This is a genomic window from Nitrosomonas eutropha, assembly GCF_003201195.1.
In the GTDB taxonomy this organism is placed as follows: domain Bacteria; phylum Pseudomonadota; class Gammaproteobacteria; order Burkholderiales; family Nitrosomonadaceae; genus Nitrosomonas; species Nitrosomonas eutropha.
The window spans coordinates 1-12,175 of the sequence record NZ_QICQ01000032.1; the positions used below are offsets into that span (position 1 = coordinate 1).

Genomic DNA, 12,175 nt, shown 5'->3' on the forward strand with positions numbered 1-12,175 from the left:
AAACGGTATTATTACGACTCATACGATCAGTTGAAGGCCCATCTCCATCGCTTTGTGATGGCTTATAACTTCGCCAAAAGACTAAAAGCTCTCAAAGGCCTAACACCCTATGAATACATCTGCAAAATCTGGAAAAATGAGCCAGATCGTTTTATCTTTGACCCATTCCAGCACACCGTGGGACTAAACATCTAACGCGAATTGATAGCTCTTTGAGTTGATCAATCAAATCCATATTATTTTCTCCATAAAAGTAATTATTTCCTTTTCTTCTACGGAACAAACCCCAGAAACTTGATCATAGAGCAGACACAGCAATCAGCTTATTATGTATATTTCCTGGAACCTCTGAAAATATAATCAGAACTTGATGTTAAGCCCTGCATAAACTGAGCGCCCCATGCCGGGAACAGCAATACCGTAAGGGATACCATTAATTCCCATGGTCATTCCCTGCCCGGTATACGCTCCGCCCAGCGGCAGATAGTAGAGGCGGTCAAACAGATTTTCCACGCCCAAATCAACACGGACGTTTTTCCATGTGTAACTGGTACGCAGATTTGTCAGAAAATAGCCTTTGGTATGAATTTCGTTGCGTACCGAGGAAACATCATTTTTGCGAGTGGCGCCAACCAGTTCGATGGCGTTGCTCCAGTTACTGTACTGATGGGTAAGCGTCAGCTTGCCGTTGAGCGGCATGATATTGTAGAGATCGTCACCCGTTTTCTTGTTTTCTCCCCGCGTGTAGTTCATCAGGCCGCGCAGACCAAACTCGCCGAGACTGGTTTTTACCAATACCGTGCGGCCGGAAAGATCCACTCCATAAAGATGGGCGGAGTGATTGGCATATTGCAGGACGACGAATTGATTATTCGTGGTGACTGCCGGAATCCGGATTGCATCAACGTAATTATTTACATAAGTGAAGTAAGGTGTGGCCTTGATTTCCCATTCTCGATCAGCCGCGTGCAGATCTATGGTAAGGGAGGCGGTATAGGCTTTCTCCGGCTTGAGGTCCATGTTGCCAACGTAACCGTTACCATCGCCGACAAAATTATTCATGATAGCGGCCATGCTCCAGGTAGACCAGGTGTAGCGCTCATACAGATTCGGTGTGCGCACCTTGCGCGCCAGGCCCAACTCAAGATCAACCATATTGCCCGGTGTGTAACGCGCCAGCGCTGTCAAATCAACGTTGTTGTCATTACGTTTATGGCCACGCGCATTAAAGGCAGCTGAATCGGGAATCTGGTTACCCATCATGTTCCCGTAGCCATGAACATTGTCCGCATCCGTTTCCAGATGCTCGTAACGAGCACCCAGCAACGTGGTCCATTGTGGATTGAAATGCCGTTCCCATTCAGCAAAGAATCCCAGCCGATCACGCTTGCCATGATTAATATTCTGAAAATTCAGAGGTGACATGGCACCGGTTCCGGATGGCGGCCACCAGTCACGCAGAGTGTAGTGCTGATACAGTGCGCCGACACGCAGCAAATCGTCATCGGTGAGGTAAACATCTCCTTTCAGGTTGAGGCCAAGGGTACGGCCACGGCTGGACATCGGCATACCGTTCAATGCTGTACCGTAAACCAGTTGCTTGTCATCGCTGAAATTCATGTAATGATCAACTGCTTCGTAATAAACACGACCATCGAGCGTTCCCCAGTTGTACTCGCCCAGGTAGCGCGCGTTGATCCGTTTTTGTTCATTGTCCAGCATATCCATGCGCTGATTGGGGTAGAACTGGTACGGCACATTCTGATAACCGAATTTCGCCTCCAGCAGATGATTATCTGCCCGCAATGCAAGTCCCAAAGTATGCGTCAAGCTTTTGTAGGCGGTGGAGCCGACCTCATCCAGTGGAAGCGTGTGCCCTGGCCGCCCTGTGGCCGTTGTTGTCTTGAAATTGCCGCCTGCCTTGTAGTTATCTGCTGTGGTAATTGCGCCTGAATAATTGATGCTGAAAAATTCATTGGCCAGTGTTGCAGACAGATTGCCTCCAAAGGCATTGTTGTTGCTGCGATAAAAAGAGCCAACTTCACCCTTGATGAGTGAGCGCTGGCCGGGTGCAGCAAATTGCGGCGCGGCTGTTTCCGCGACAATCGTTCCGCCAATACTGTCACCTCCCACGCTGACTGGCGAGATGCCGGCATACACCCGAATTTTTGCAACGTTACCCGGATCAAGGTAGGACAGTGGCGGATTCATATGATTGGCACAGGAAGAAATGAAATCCATACCATCAATTGTGATACGCAGACGATCATCTGCCAGGCCATGAATCACCGGCAAGCTGGAAACACCCCCCGCTCCATAGAGATGCACACCCGGTACATCCCGCAACAAAGAAGCGGTATCACGGGTAACGGCATGCTGCGCAGCAATTTCGGTTGAACCGATTTCAACTGACGCAGCAGCATCACGAATCTTGCCGGTTTTAACGACAACTTCATTCAAGGTAGTCTGTGCCAGTGCTTGTTGTACAACAAAGGAAGATAAAGCAACAGCTATAGCTGATGCGAATGGAGTGACACGATAGTTCATAACTCTTCCGAATCTCCTGTTCTGGTGTGTAATTGAACGCGGATTCTGCCAGTTTCAGTAAATGAAGGAAATGTGGCAAATTGTCGCAGCAGCCCTGGATGATCGAAATATGCAGATCAAAAGCAGGTTGACTTTTTCACGCCTCAATTTAAGATAGTAATTAGTTACTATCTTTTATGTGGTTATATATTTATGAATCCTCATCCCAAATATCTCTCAGCTGATGAACGACGGGAAGTTACTGTAGAAGCTGTCGTTGAGCTTGCAAGCTCGCAAAATCCCAGTGAGATCACTACTGCAGCAATCGCCAAACACATGAACCTGACGCAAGGAGCATTGTTCCGGCATTTCCCAAACAAGGAAGCTATCTGGGAAGCAGTCATGAAGTGGGTTGTCGAGCGACTGTTAAAACGGATTGATCACTCTATTCAGAGCATTACATCACCTCTGGCCGCCATGGAAGCCATGTTCATGAGTCATATTGAGTTTGTGGCAGAGTATCCCGGGGTTCCAAGGATGATGTTTGGCGAGCTACAACGTGCAGAAGCGACTCCAGCCAAACAGCTTGTACAACTCCTGATCAAACGGTACAGAGAACGTTTGCAACGGCTGATTGAAAACGGTAAGGCCTGCGGTGAATTATCACCCTCCCTGGAGAGTGAGGCTGCAACCATGCTGTTCATCGGAACAATCCAGGGACTTGTCATACAATCCATGCTGGCGGGTGAAGTTGCACGAATCCGCCGTGATGCCCCGGGTGTTTTCGCCATCTATTGCCGTGGCATCAGGAAGGCTCTATGAAATTCCCACACTTGCAGCGGCGCACGCTAGCATTGCTCGCAGTCATCACATTACTCCTGACGCTGTTTACATATATTGCCCTGCAATCCGGGCCACTGGCCCCCATTGTGGTCACTGTAACCACGGTGGAATCACGAAGTATCGTCCCTGCCCTGTCCGGTATTGGAACGGTGCAGGCACGCTACACTTACAAGATCGGACCGATTTTGCCAGGGCGTGTTAAACATCTGAATGTAGACGTGGGAGATGTAGTCAAGGCTGGACAGGTTTTGGGTGAGATGGATCCGGTTGATCTGAATGATCGTATCCATGCACAGGAGGCCGCCATCAAAAGCGCCGAAGCTGATTTGCATCAGGCACAAGCCAGACAACACCATGCACAAGCGCAGCTCAAACGCTATGAAAAACTGTTACCCGCTCATGGCACCAGCGAGGAAAGTGTTGCCATCAAACGGGAAGAACTGGCAGTCACCAAAGCAGCAACCGTGGCAGCACGCGAAAATCTTGGTCGTACACGTGCCAATTTGCAGGCACTGCACACACAACGCAACGATCTCAAGCTGATAGCGCCTGTGACAGGTCTGGTAACCATACGTGCCGTAGATCCCGGTACTACGCTGGTGACAGGCCAGCCTGCGGTTGAAATCATTGATACTGCACACTTGTGGATTGATACCCGCTTCGATCAGATCAACGCCGAAGGATTAACCCCGGGACTGCCCGCTCAATTCATACTGCGTTCGCAGCAAACTGGAAGCATTACGGGACAGGTACTGCGGGTTGAACCGCTGGCTGATACGGTCACAGAAGAAACACTGGCAAAGATCACCTTCGCCATGCCACCCTCGCAATTGCCGCCAGTGGGCGAATTGGCTGAGGTGACGGTCTACCTGCCGAAACTGCCCATCACACCAACAATCCCCAATGCTGCCATTCGCAACGAGGATGGCGTACCAGGTGTCTGGAAGCTGGTTGATGGTAAACCTGAGTTTACCCGGATAAAACTGGGACGCGCTGATCTCAATGGCCATGTCCAGATCAAACACGGATTGGCGGCAGGCGATCAATTTATCGTCTACAGTGAAAAAACACTCACCGCTTTCAGCCGGGTCAGCATAGCAAAACGGATTCCCGGTGTATCGCCATGATCAATCTGGCTGTACGCGATATTCTGCACAATTGGGGCAAGTTCATTTTTACCGGCATTGGCCTCGGCCTCCTCATCGGTGTAACACTGACCATGGCAGGTGTATATCGTGGCTTGGTGGATGATGGCAGAGTTTTGATCGACACCAGTGGTGCAGATCTGTGGGTGGTACAGCAGGATACCCTGGGCCCCTATGCCGAGCCTTCCAGTGTCCCCGATGATTTATGGCGCAGTGTCCGTACCATTCCTGGTGTGGCACAGGCAGCCAATGTCACATATCTGACCATGCAAGTCAGAAAAGAGGATGAAGATGTCAGAGTAATGGTTGCAGGCATCGCAGCAGGCGGCCCCGGAACACCAGGGTGGCCACCTCATCTTGTTGCGGGCAGGCAGATTACACGCAGCCATTATGAGGCCGTGGCAGATATTGCTACCGGCTTCAGGCTGGGGGATCGCCTTAAAATCCGTCGCAACCACTACACCGTAGTTGGCCTGACACGCCGAATGGTCTCATCCAGTGGTGATCCGATGGTTTTCATTCCGCTCAAGGACGCACAGGAAGCACAATTTCTCAAAGATAACGATGCCATCCTGATGCAAAAGCGCCGTACCAGAGCCAATCCGACGTTTTCCTTTCCCGGAAAACCGGATTTGCCGGATGCAATTATTACCTTGCAAACTGCCAATAACTACGTCAATGCAATACTAATACGCATTAGACCGGAGTTCACACTGGAAGAAGTAGCTGAACCAATCCGACGCTGGAAACGGCTGACGGTATACGACCGGGTACAAATGGAAGATATTCTGGTCGGCAAGCTGATTGCCACCTCTGCCGAACAGATCGGTTTATTTCTGATCATCCTGGCCATCGTCAGTGCGGCTATCGTAGCCTTCATCATTTATACCCTGACCATGGATAAAATCCGCGAAATCGCTGTACTCAAGCTGATCGGTACACGCAATCGCACCATCGCCGGTATGATTCTGCAACAATCCCTGATGCTGGGTGTGATCGGGTTTGTCGTTGGCAAAATTTCAGCCACCTTCGCCGCCCCCTTATTTCCCAAATATGTGCTGCTGATACCAATTGACTCCATGCTGGGATTCCTCGCTGTACTGGTGATTTGTATCCTTTCCAGTATCATTGCCATCCGCATGGCACTTAAGATTGATCCGGCAGAAGCAATCGGGTAAACCTGACATGAGCAATAGAGGAATCCGCATCGAAAATTTGAGCAAGCGCTTTGGTAAAGGTGAAGCCGCTGTATTCACACTCAAGAACGTCAACATGCAAGTCGCCCCCGGCGAAGTGGTCGGACTGATTGGTCCGTCCGGCTCAGGCAAAAGTACGCTGCTTAAATGTCTCGGCGCGGTGATTGACCCTACATCCGGACGCATGACCCTGGATAATGAAACCATCTTCGATAATGGTTGGAAACTACGTGATTTGCGCGCTTTGCGTCGTGACAAAATTGGCTTCGTGTTCCAGGCACCCTATCTGATCCCGTTTCTGGATGCGACTGACAATGTCGCGCTTTTGCCGATGCTAGCTGGTGTGAGCGATGACGAGGCACGTAAACGCGCACTGGAACTGCTCGCTGCACTGGATGTGCAGCATCGTGCTCGTGCCATGCCAGCACAACTGTCCGGTGGTGAGCAACAGCGCGTAGCCATTGCACGAGGACTGGTCAATCGCCCTCCTGTCATTCTAGCTGACGAGCCCACCGCTCCCCTGGATTCACAACGTGCACTAGCAGTAATCCGTATACTTAACACAATGGCTAGGCAATTTGAAACTGCCATCATTGTTGTGACACACGATGAAAAAATTATCCCGACCTTCAAGCGTATCTACCATATTCGTGACGGCGTGACCCATGAGGAAGCAGGAGAAGGGCGCAGTACTGACAACCCTTCACATATTAAAAATATGATGTGCAGTTGTCTTGCCAAAAAAGTACGCAAATGGATTTTCTGTACCGTGAATCAATCAATCAGCATATGACCAAACCAGGCAAAAATACCGATTGCTATGCCGGTGACGAACTGGGCATGTACTAGATATGAAAATTTCTTAAGTTTTGTGGGCGAATAGCGCAGTGTGAGGAATAATCCAAAAACACCCTGCCAGATTACCAAACCTAGCAAGGCAGGAAAGAAAAGAATATGGCTGTAGTGAGAGTAATCCACCATGACGATATGTAGCAAAATCACGGCAACCGCTGCAATACCAAAGTAAATGTGCGTACGGTTTAGCCAGGCCAGCAATTGATTCAAAACAGAAGATCCAATTGGAGAAACATAGTCTGGTAACAAGCGCTGCGCCAGTTTTCCCTGACCTAATGTCAGCTTGAGTAGCGTACGGCTATAAATGAAGATTAGTAATCCCATGCCTACTTCCCCAAAGTCTTCCCCAATCTCTGCAAGAAACGTTTCACGCTCTTCGGGAATCTCCTGTGTAGTGTAGGCATAAATGTAATACACCACAGACATCAGCAAAATAACAGTCGTGTAAACCAATATACTACGAATGTTTTTTGTCGTCGGTTGCATGTCAACGATCAGCGAGCGATTACCCGTTACATTGGTTTACAGATTCAGGAATACATCAAGCAGCGTTGCTGTCTATTTACTACGTATGCGGTCTGGGCAGTCTTTTTTTATGCAATCCGCATACAATGACAAAGAATGATCCTGCAACACAAACCCCCGCTCCTTGGCAATTTTCACCTGACGCTTTTCGATTTCTGGATCGAAGAATTCCTCAACGTGACCACATTGCAGGCATACCAGGTGGTCATGATGATTACCACTGGCTAGCTCAAAAACTGCCTTACCACTTTCAAAATGGTGACGCTCAAGCAATCCGGCTTGCTCAAACTGAGTCAGAACACGATAAACCGTTGCCAGACCGATATCCTCTCCCTCACCTAGCAATTCTTTATAGACGTCTTCTGCCGAGAGATGCCGAATCGAGCTGTTCTCAAACAAATTTAATATCTTCAAACGCGGGAGTGTTGTCTTCAATCCCATCGTCTTAAGATCTATACTTTTCAAATTTTCTGATTTACTCATTAAGTTATTTACCTCAAGAAATTACTGCATTTATGAGACAATTGAAAAGCGTAAACCTTCATAATAATTTCTTTTTAGTCAGGACTAATTCCCTGACGCGCTACAAAAATACATATTGCAGTCACTTTTTGTTTACACTTTACGTTGCCCCGGAAGAGCTAACTGTTCATAGTATCCTATCCCGGATGGATTGAAAAATATTGGCCTGGTATGTACGCATTATTCCCACGACTGTTATTGTTATTATTGCTTCCCTTCCTGCCACACTGCACTTATCTTCCTTCATTCCCTTACAAAATTGATATTCAGCAAGGTAATGTTATCACCGAGGAAATGGTAGCCAGGCTAAAACCAGGAATGACCCGTTCACAGGTTCGGTTCATATTGGGTACGCCGCTGGTAGTAGATGTATTTCATAGTGATCGTTGGGATTACATCTATCGTCTCGCGCCAGGTGGCCGCATAACCGAAGAACGGAAACTGATTGTTTTTTTTAAGAATGACCGGCTATCCCATATTCAGGGAGATTTTCCGCAACCCCCTGCCTTCAGCGAGTCTTCTCCGGTTTTTCCCGTCCCCGAAAAAACATCTGGATCCCCTCCTGGTGTTGATGGCACAGAAAACGAGGGATCTGACAAAACAATCGATTTCCTCAAAGAAAATCAGACAAATTTTTACAGGGATAATCAATGACGCTGTTAAATATAGCCGTTGCCGGAAGTACCGGCCGTATGGGTCGGACTATCATGGAAACTATTGCTGATGCGCAAGATCTGCGGTTATCTGCAGCACTTGAACAACCCGACAGCCCATATCTGTCGCAAGATGCAGGCGGTTTAACCGGAACACCCTGCGGAGTTATCATCAACAGTGATTATGCCTCCGCACTGACAGGCAGCGATGTACTGATCGACTTTACTCGCCCCGCCGGAACACTGACGCATCTTGCCGTATGTCGTCAATCAGGCATCCACATGGTGATCGGCACTACCGGATTTTCAGCAGAAGAAAAAGAAATTATTCATGATGCAGCAAAAGACATCGCCATCGTGTTCGCTCCCAATATGAGCGTGGGTGTTAATATACTGTTCAGGTTGCTTGAAGTCGCCGCAAAGGCGTTACCTGCTGGTTACGATGTGGAAATCATTGAGGCACATCACCGCCACAAAGTGGACGCACCTTCTGGAACCGCTCTGCGTATGGGAGAAGTGATTGCCCAGACTCAGGGAAAAAATCTTGAGAAAGTAGCAATTTATGGACGTGAAGGCCACACCGGGGAACGTGCGGCAGATACTATTGGATTTTCAACCATACGTGGTGGAGATATTGTGGGCGACCACACGGCGTTATTTGCCGGAATCGGCGAGCGGCTGGAAATTACACATAAAGCCAGCAGCCGCAAAACATTTGCAACAGGTGCATTGCATGCCGCGCGTTTTCTTGCTACTAAAAAATCCGGATTATTTGATATGCAGGATGTGCTGGGGCTACGCTGATTTATACCAGCCTCATATATTGATAGTTTACGTCCAAGGAATCGCTAAGGAACCTCTGAAAAACGTTAACGAGATAGAAGTTGGCAAAAAGGCAGCGTTTATACGTGATAAATGAGCATTTTCAGCCGACTTTTAACGGAGAAAGGCAACGCGGATAGTTTTTCAGAGGTTTCTAAAACATCAGCAAGGCACAGTCCGTTCAAGGCACAAGTATCAGCGACGCTTACTGCCACCCAGCAAACTGCCCAGTGCACCACGCAATAATTCCCGCCCTATACGACGCACCTCACTTTTAACGACATTTTGCACCAAACCATCGTACAGCCCACCTCGTGGACCAGTACGACCAAAGAGCACTTCTTTAACTACCGAACCTACCTCCCCAAGCAAGCCATTATCTGCGTCCTGCGAACCAGACTCGGCACGAATATCAGTCGATAATTGCTCATGATGCTGAGCAACTAACAACTCGTGGGCGGATTCACGATCTACTGATATGTCGTAGGAATCAGCCACCAGCGAATCTTTGATTAACGCATAGCGTTGTTTATCGGCAATGGGTCCAAGCTGACTCCCCGGCAACAACACGTACACACGTTCCGTTTCATTGGGGCGCCCCTTGGCATCCAGAAAACTGACCAGTGCTTCGCCTACGGCCAATTCAGTAATCGCAGTTTCGATATTCAACCCTGTTTTAGGTCGCATGGTGCTGGCCACAGCTTTCACGGCCTTCTGATCACGCGGGGTAAATGCGCGCAATGCATGCTGCACACGGTTACCTAGCTGTGCCAATACCGAATCAGGAATATCCAATGGATTTTGCGTGACAAAATAGACACCGACTCCCTTGGAGCGTATCAGGCGCACTACTAATTCAATGCGCTCAATCAGCGCCTTGGATGCACCGGAAAACAACAGATGTGCTTCATCGAAAAAGAATACCAACTTGGGTTTTTCCGGATCACCAATTTCGGGTAAACGCTCAAACAAATCCGAAAGCATCCATAATAGAAAGCTAGCGTACAAGCGTGGGGCAGTCATCAACTGATCAGCAACCAGAATATTGATGACCCCCTGACCGCTCACCGTTTGCATGAAATCTTCAATATCAAGCATGGGTTCACCAAAAAACCGAGTTCCCCCTTGCGTCTCCAGTTGGATCAACTCGCGCTGGATCACGCCGATACTGGCGGTGCTAATGTTGCCATACTGTGTAGTAAAGCTCTTTGCGTTGTCACCTACGTATTGCAACATGGCACGCAAATCTTTTAGATCAAGCAACAGCAGACCGTTATCATCCGCAATTTTAAACACCAGGTTGAGCACCCCTGCCTGGGTGACATTGAGATCAAGCATGCGTGCCAGCAGCAGCGGCCCCATATCGGAAATGGTTACCCGTATCGGATGGCCCTGTTTACCAAACACATCCCACAGTGTGGCAGGACAAGCTATCGGCTCCGGCAACGGCAAACCGCGTTCTTTGAGCACAGCAGCCAATTTATTATTGATTTGTCTTTTTTGGCTAATTCCAGTCAGGTCACCCTTGACGTCAGCCATAAAAACCGACACACCAATACGCGAGAATTGCTCAGCTAACAGCTGCAGCGTAACAGTCTTACCCGTACCAGTAGCGCCAGTAATAAGCCCGTGACGATTAGCAAACTCAGGCAATAATTGGCATTGCGTAGCGTCACGTTGCGCTATTAGAAGCGGATCAGTCATAAAATATAAAAAATGGATTTAAAAACAGCAGATCAATTATATCAATGGGTGAAATAATCAAATACCAAGCCGAGAATTAAGATAACGTCATCACACAATCTTGATAAAAACCACAGATAATCTACAAATAGCCTATGCTGAGAGTGCTATTAGTTGGTAGCAAAACCACGAATTAATCAGCATCAAATGATTTAACAGCATCCGAATATACAATCAGTGTAATACATGCTCTTACCCTGATTGTATATTCGGATGCTGTCCAAACACAAAACTGACACCACCACCCAGTTTATGGATGCCAACGGCCTGTTTAAAAAAGAAACCAATAACAATACCCTCACCGACGCGCACATCGAACAGATCATGCAGGTATTTGGCAGCAAAGCGAATGTAGAGCATGTTGCCCAGTCGGTACCGTTTGAGAAGGTTGCCGACGACGACTATAACCTGCCAGTATGCAGCTACGTTGACGCCAAAGACAACCGCGAAGTGGTGGGCATTGCCAAGCTCAATGCAGAGCTGAAAACCACCGTTGCCAGAATCGGCCAACTGCGCCAAGATATTGACGCGATAGTTTCAGAAATAGAGGGGGCTGACGCATGATCCTGGAAAACAAGCTCAATATCACCGATCAAATCGAATTGGCCAAAGCCGAAGAAAAGATCAGCAAACAAAAAGCCAGGCAACTGTTTGATTCTGGCGATATTCACAAGGTAGCGGTGGGTACATTCGCCGGCCTGGCAAAATTCGCGACGTGAATATCGCCAAAGGCACAACCGCTTTTGCGCGGATCATGCATCTAAAGCCATCGTTAAAAAACATCGATGCCATGCCGCAAAGCACGTTTGATGAAATTGTCGAAAAATATATCGAAATGAATATTGCCCACCCCTTTCGCGAAGGTAATGGACGCGCAGAGCGTGAAAAATACGGACACGGCGGGCCAGAAGGGTTATGACGCAGGCAAGAAGATATTGGGCATCAAACGTCAATCGCCAATCGCAGTCGATACCCAGGGCCTGCCGCATGCCATTGCGGTGACGACGGCGGAAGTGTGACTGATCGCAAAGGTGCGTTGCAAGCCTGAGAGCACTGCAGGCCGAGCCTGGGGAAAGTCCAAAGTCTGCTGTGCGATAGCGGCTATATCGGAGAACCATTTGCCGAAGACGTGCGAGAAATTCTGGGCGCGCATGTACAAGTACAGATTGCCAAGCGCAGCGAACCACACACTTTTGCAGTCATACCTAAACGCTAGATCGTCGAGCGCAGCTTTGCCTGGCTGGAGAAAAATCGACGGCTGCGGAAAAACTGCGAGCGTAAACTCAATACCAACTTGCAACTCATTCATCTGGTATTCTTGGCTCTTTTGCTTAAAAGATTTTGA

At 48.5% G+C, this 12,175-nt stretch carries 13 protein-coding genes and 2 pseudogenes; 11 read left to right on the forward strand and 4 right to left on the reverse strand.

Annotation, left to right across the window (positions count from 1 at the left end; genetic code table 11):
* Positions 1-195: pseudogene (locus C8R14_RS13775) on the forward strand (IS481 family transposase); the annotation flags it as partial.
* 165 nt (positions 196-360) lie between these two features.
* On the opposite strand, the gene C8R14_RS10755 reads toward C8R14_RS13775, so the two are convergent.
* Positions 361-2,547, reverse strand: coding sequence for a TonB-dependent receptor (locus tag C8R14_RS10755; RefSeq protein ID WP_011634964.1), 2,187 nt, complete (start codon positions 2,545-2,547; stop codon positions 361-363).
* A 192-nt stretch (positions 2,548-2,739) separates the two neighbouring features.
* On the opposite strand from C8R14_RS10755, the gene C8R14_RS10760 reads away from it, so the two are divergent.
* The 4 genes from C8R14_RS10760 to C8R14_RS10775 are packed head-to-tail and all read left to right on the forward strand — an operon-like array spanning position 2,740 to position 6,503.
* The gene (locus tag C8R14_RS10760) at positions 2,740-3,348 is read left to right on the forward strand and encodes a TetR/AcrR family transcriptional regulator (protein WP_011634965.1); all 609 of its coding nucleotides are present in this window, start codon (positions 2,740-2,742) and stop codon (positions 3,346-3,348) included.
* Positions 3,345-4,496: an efflux RND transporter periplasmic adaptor subunit gene (locus C8R14_RS10765; RefSeq protein WP_011634966.1), complete on the forward strand. Its 1,152-nt coding sequence runs from the start codon at positions 3,345-3,347 to the stop codon at positions 4,494-4,496. The genes C8R14_RS10760 and C8R14_RS10765 overlap by 4 nt, the downstream gene beginning before the upstream one ends.
* On the forward strand, positions 4,493-5,692 hold the full coding sequence (locus C8R14_RS10770; RefSeq protein WP_011634967.1) for an ABC transporter permease: 1,200 nt from the start codon (positions 4,493-4,495) through the stop codon (positions 5,690-5,692). Before C8R14_RS10765 ends, C8R14_RS10770 begins: the two co-directional genes overlap by 4 nt.
* A gap of 7 nt (positions 5,693-5,699) precedes the next feature.
* The gene (locus C8R14_RS10775; RefSeq protein WP_011634968.1) at positions 5,700-6,503 is read left to right on the forward strand and encodes an ABC transporter ATP-binding protein; all 804 of its coding nucleotides are present in this window, start codon (positions 5,700-5,702) and stop codon (positions 6,501-6,503) included.
* Here C8R14_RS10775 and C8R14_RS10780 read toward each other — a convergent pair.
* On the reverse strand, positions 6,485-7,051 hold the full coding sequence (locus C8R14_RS10780; protein ID WP_011634969.1) for a hypothetical protein: 567 nt from the start codon (positions 7,049-7,051) through the stop codon (positions 6,485-6,487). The genes C8R14_RS10775 and C8R14_RS10780 overlap by 19 nt on opposite strands.
* A gap of 72 nt (positions 7,052-7,123) precedes the next feature.
* Positions 7,124-7,573, reverse strand: coding sequence for a ferric iron uptake transcriptional regulator (fur, locus tag C8R14_RS10785; protein ID WP_011634970.1), 450 nt, complete (start codon positions 7,571-7,573; stop codon positions 7,124-7,126).
* Positions 7,574-7,783: 210 nt separating this feature from the next.
* Between fur and C8R14_RS10790 the strand changes: the two genes are divergently transcribed.
* Positions 7,784-8,266, forward strand: coding sequence for an outer membrane protein assembly factor BamE (locus tag C8R14_RS10790; RefSeq protein ID WP_011634971.1), 483 nt, complete (start codon positions 7,784-7,786; stop codon positions 8,264-8,266).
* Complete coding sequence (gene dapB, locus C8R14_RS10795; protein WP_011634972.1) at positions 8,263-9,069, forward strand: 4-hydroxy-tetrahydrodipicolinate reductase; 807 nt, start codon at positions 8,263-8,265, stop codon at positions 9,067-9,069. Before C8R14_RS10790 ends, dapB begins: the two co-directional genes overlap by 4 nt.
* Before the next feature lie 213 nt (positions 9,070-9,282).
* Here dapB and C8R14_RS10800 read toward each other — a convergent pair whose 3' ends face one another.
* Positions 9,283-10,791, reverse strand: coding sequence for a helicase HerA-like domain-containing protein (locus C8R14_RS10800; RefSeq protein ID WP_011634973.1), 1,509 nt, complete (start codon positions 10,789-10,791; stop codon positions 9,283-9,285).
* 252 nt (positions 10,792-11,043) lie between these two features.
* Here C8R14_RS10800 and C8R14_RS10805 point away from each other — a divergent pair, with 252 nt between their 5' ends.
* From C8R14_RS10805 to C8R14_RS10815, 4 genes and pseudogenes are all read left to right on the forward strand, one after another.
* Positions 11,044-11,394: an N-6 DNA methylase gene (locus C8R14_RS10805; RefSeq protein WP_011634974.1), complete on the forward strand. Its 351-nt coding sequence runs from the start codon at positions 11,044-11,046 to the stop codon at positions 11,392-11,394.
* Positions 11,391-11,549: a hypothetical protein gene (locus C8R14_RS14510; RefSeq protein WP_011634975.1), complete on the forward strand. Its 159-nt coding sequence runs from the start codon at positions 11,391-11,393 to the stop codon at positions 11,547-11,549. Before C8R14_RS10805 ends, C8R14_RS14510 begins: the two co-directional genes overlap by 4 nt.
* Positions 11,546-11,749: a Fic family protein gene (locus C8R14_RS14515; protein WP_049753123.1), complete on the forward strand. Its 204-nt coding sequence runs from the start codon at positions 11,546-11,548 to the stop codon at positions 11,747-11,749. The genes C8R14_RS14510 and C8R14_RS14515 overlap by 4 nt, the downstream gene beginning before the upstream one ends.
* Positions 11,694-12,175 (forward strand): annotated as a pseudogene (locus C8R14_RS10815) (IS5 family transposase); the annotation flags it as partial. The gene C8R14_RS14515 and the pseudogene C8R14_RS10815, both read left to right, overlap by 56 nt.

Bases quoted from the DNA above. Each gene is read 5' to 3' on its own strand.
- C8R14_RS10760 (WP_011634965.1), top strand. From the start codon at position 2,740: ATGAATCCTCATCCCAAATATCTCTCAGCTGATGAACGACGGGAAGTT.
- dapB (WP_011634972.1), top strand. From the start codon at position 8,263: ATGACGCTGTTAAATATAGCCGTTGCCGGAAGTACCGGCCGTATGGGT.
- C8R14_RS10765 (WP_011634966.1), top strand. From the start codon at position 3,345: ATGAAATTCCCACACTTGCAGCGGCGCACGCTAGCATTGCTCGCAGTC.
- C8R14_RS10775 (WP_011634968.1), top strand. From the start codon at position 5,700: ATGAGCAATAGAGGAATCCGCATCGAAAATTTGAGCAAGCGCTTTGGT.
- C8R14_RS14510 (WP_011634975.1), top strand. From the start codon at position 11,391: ATGATCCTGGAAAACAAGCTCAATATCACCGATCAAATCGAATTGGCC.
- C8R14_RS10800 (WP_011634973.1), bottom strand. From the start codon at position 10,791: ATGACTGATCCGCTTCTAATAGCGCAACGTGACGCTACGCAATGCCAA.
- C8R14_RS10805 (WP_011634974.1), top strand. From the start codon at position 11,044: ATGCTGTCCAAACACAAAACTGACACCACCACCCAGTTTATGGATGCC.
- C8R14_RS10770 (WP_011634967.1), top strand. From the start codon at position 4,493: ATGATCAATCTGGCTGTACGCGATATTCTGCACAATTGGGGCAAGTTC.
- C8R14_RS10780 (WP_011634969.1), bottom strand. From the start codon at position 7,051: ATGCAACCGACGACAAAAAACATTCGTAGTATATTGGTTTACACGACT.
- C8R14_RS10755 (WP_011634964.1), bottom strand. From the start codon at position 2,547: ATGAACTATCGTGTCACTCCATTCGCATCAGCTATAGCTGTTGCTTTA.
- fur (WP_011634970.1), bottom strand. From the start codon at position 7,573: ATGAGTAAATCAGAAAATTTGAAAAGTATAGATCTTAAGACGATGGGA.
- C8R14_RS10790 (WP_011634971.1), top strand. From the start codon at position 7,784: ATGTACGCATTATTCCCACGACTGTTATTGTTATTATTGCTTCCCTTC.